At 73.0% G+C, this 2,791-nt stretch carries 3 protein-coding genes; 1 reads left to right on the forward strand and 2 read right to left on the reverse strand.

The annotated features are described in order from the left end of the window. A partial coding sequence (locus ACFW1A_RS39805; protein ID WP_380418501.1) for a DEAD/DEAH box helicase occupies positions 1–1,502 on the reverse strand: 1,502 nt, incomplete at its 3' end. Between the two features lie 179 nt (positions 1,503–1,681). After that, positions 1,682–1,885, reverse strand: coding sequence for a cold-shock protein (locus ACFW1A_RS39810; protein WP_030918248.1), 204 nt, complete (start codon positions 1,883–1,885; stop codon positions 1,682–1,684). A gap of 432 nt (positions 1,886–2,317) precedes the next feature. On the opposite strand from ACFW1A_RS39810, the gene ACFW1A_RS39815 reads away from it, so the two are divergent. Then, positions 2,318–2,539, forward strand: coding sequence for a hypothetical protein (locus tag ACFW1A_RS39815; protein WP_380418503.1), 222 nt, complete (start codon positions 2,318–2,320; stop codon positions 2,537–2,539). Positions 2,540–2,791: the final 252 nt, after the last annotated feature.

Here is a 2,791-nt window from a genome sequence, read left to right on the forward strand (position 1 = left end):
GCCTGGTCGCGCCCCCGGAACCCCTGGCCTTCGCGGCCGGTGCCGGCTCCGTGGCCGTGGGCGGCAGGCCGACCGCGACCGTCGCGCCGCGCCGACGGGTGGCGGCGCGGCCGCTCGATCACCGGGTCGGGCACTTCGGTCGGAAGACCGGTGGGTACCCGGGCGCCGGTGATCCGGGTCAGCTCCTCGTCTCCGGCGATCACCCGGGTGGTGATCGGCGTGACACCGGCCTTGGCCATGAGCCGGGCCATGGCGCGCCGCTGGGCGGGCAGGACCAGGGTGACCACGGCGCCGGACTCGCCGGCCCGCGCGGTGCGGCCGCCGCGGTGCAGGTAGTCCTTGTGGTCGGCGGGCGGGTCGAGGTTGACGACCAGGTCGAGGCCGTCCACGTGGATGCCGCGGGCGGCGACGTTGGTCGCGATCAGCGCGGTGACCTGGCCGGTGCGGAACTGCTCCAGGGTGCGGGTCCGCTGCGGCTGGGACTTGCCGCTGTGCAGGGCGGCGGCCCTGACCCCGTTCGCGAGGAGGCCCTCGACCAGGCGGTCCGCGTCGTTCCTGGTCTCGATGAACATGATCACCCTGCCGTCGCGGGAGGCGATGTGGGTGATCGTGTTGGTCTTGTCGAACTGGTGCACCTGCAGCACGTGGTGCTCCAGGGTGCTGACCGCCGCCGCGGTCGGGTCCGCCGAGTAGGTGAACGGATCCGTCAGGAAGGCCCGGACCAGCCCGTCGACGTCGCGGTCCAGCGTGGCCGAGAACAACAGGGTCTGGCCGCCCTCGGCGACCTGTCCGAGGATCTCGGTGACGTGCGGCAGGAAGCCCATGTCGGCCATCTGGTCGGCCTCGTCGAGGACGGTGACCCCGACCCTGTCCAACCGGCAGTCGCCGCGCTGGATCAGGTCCTTGAGCCGGCCCGGGGTGGCCACCAGGACCTCCGTCCCGCGGTTCAGCGCCTGGGCCTGGCGGTTGATCGGCATCCCGCCGACCGCGGCCGCCACCCGCAGTTGCACGGCGTGCGCGAAGGGGGTGAGCGCTTCGGTGACCTGCTGCGCCAACTCGCGGGTGGGGACCAGCACCAGGGCCAGCGGGCGCCGCGGTTGGGCCCGGCGCCCCGCGGTGCGGGCCAGCACGGCGAGGCCGAACGCGAGGGTCTTGCCGGAGCCGGTGCGGCCCCGTCCGAGCACGTCGCGGCCGGCCAGCGAGTTCGGCAGGGTCGCCGCCTGGATCGGGAACGGTGCCGTGACGCCGTTCCGGGCCAGGATCGGCAGCAGGGCCTTCGGCATGTCGAGTTCGTCGAACGACGCCGCGGCCGGCAGCGCCGCCCGGGTCGTGCTCGGTCCGGCGGACTCCGCCGGCGGACGGCCGATCTGACGGCTCCTCGGTCCGGTGGGGCGCGGCTCGCCGGGCGGCCGGACGCGGTGGAAGGAACTGCCGCCGGACGGCGGGCCTTCGGCGGAGCGGGAGTTCACGTGTTCGTGTGCGGACCGACTGGGGATGTTCATGCGGGGGGACCTTCCTCGGAGCGGCGCGTCACGAGGAAGGCTCCGCAGCGCGGGGCGCCGCCGGAGGCCGCGAGGCGGCGGGCCGGTGTGTGGTGCGTGAGGCCCGATGCCGAGGGGCCCGCACCGGCGTGTACGCGGTACGGGCCCCTCCGTGCCAGGCAGGTGCCAGGGCAGCAGAACTACAGCGGGCGAATGTTCTCCGCCTGCGGGCCCTTCTGGCCCTGCGTGACGTCGAACTCGACCTTCTGGCCTTCGAGCAGCTCGCGGAAGCCGTTGGCGTTGATGTTCGAGTAGTGGGCGAAGACGTCGGGGCCGCCACCCTCCTGCTCGATGAAGCCGAAGCCCTTCTCCGCGTTGAACCACTTCACAGTGCCATTAGCCATAAAAAAACTCCTTCAAAGGGCTGTCTGAAGCGCGCACAGCGCGCACTTCAGTCGCCGCATGGAGTGCCCACCCGGGGAGGAGCCGGGAAACAAAAATGCGCCTGCCATTCACCAGCAGGCGCACACAAAGTTCATGGGAACCACTACTGCAACTAAAACGACTCTAGCAGGCCGCGGACCGCCGCGGGGGGATCTGCCGCCCCCGGTTCTGCCGCGGTCCCGCCCCGGCAGCGGCCCGAGCGACCGCCGCGGACCGCCAAAACCCGGCGCCAGCAGCGGACTTGAGCACGAATCCGCTACCGCCCGGGAGCCACGGCCGGTGACCGGGACGCCCCGCTGCGGCGAGGCGCCCGCCACACGTGCCGGCCCCTGCCAAAAACCCGTCCCCCTCGGATGGGCCCCGCGCGCGATTCCGGGCGCATACTGAAGGCAATGACGAAATCTGGAGCAGGTCACCGCCCCTTGCCCACCAGCCCCTTCAAGCCCCGGCAGGAGGCTCCCCCCAAGCATTTCGCCGTCGGCGACCGGGTCACTCACGACCGGTACGGTCTCGGCCGGGTCATCGGCGTCGAAGGCGAGACCGCCGTGATCGTCGACTTCGGGTCACGACACGTGCGGGTGAGCCACCCGTACGCCGCGATGTTCACCCTCTGAACCACGCAGCCGGACGGCGCGCCGCAGCACCGGGCCCCGGCCGCTGCACCGCCACCGTCCCCTGTCAGTTGTCCGCTCCCCCCGGCCGACCGGCCCGCCGCACCGCGGGTAGGTCGGCCGCAGCCTGCCCCGGAGCCGGCGCACCGGCACTCGGGGGCGCACCTCGTTCGCGCCGGGCGCCAGGGCCGTCAGGGCCCCCGGAGGGGCGAGCAGGGCAGCTGCGACTTCATGCCGCGGGCGCGCAGCAGGGGC

It is taken from the genome of Kitasatospora sp. NPDC058965, assembly GCF_042741245.1.
GTDB lineage: Bacteria > Actinomycetota > Actinomycetes > Streptomycetales > Streptomycetaceae > Kitasatospora.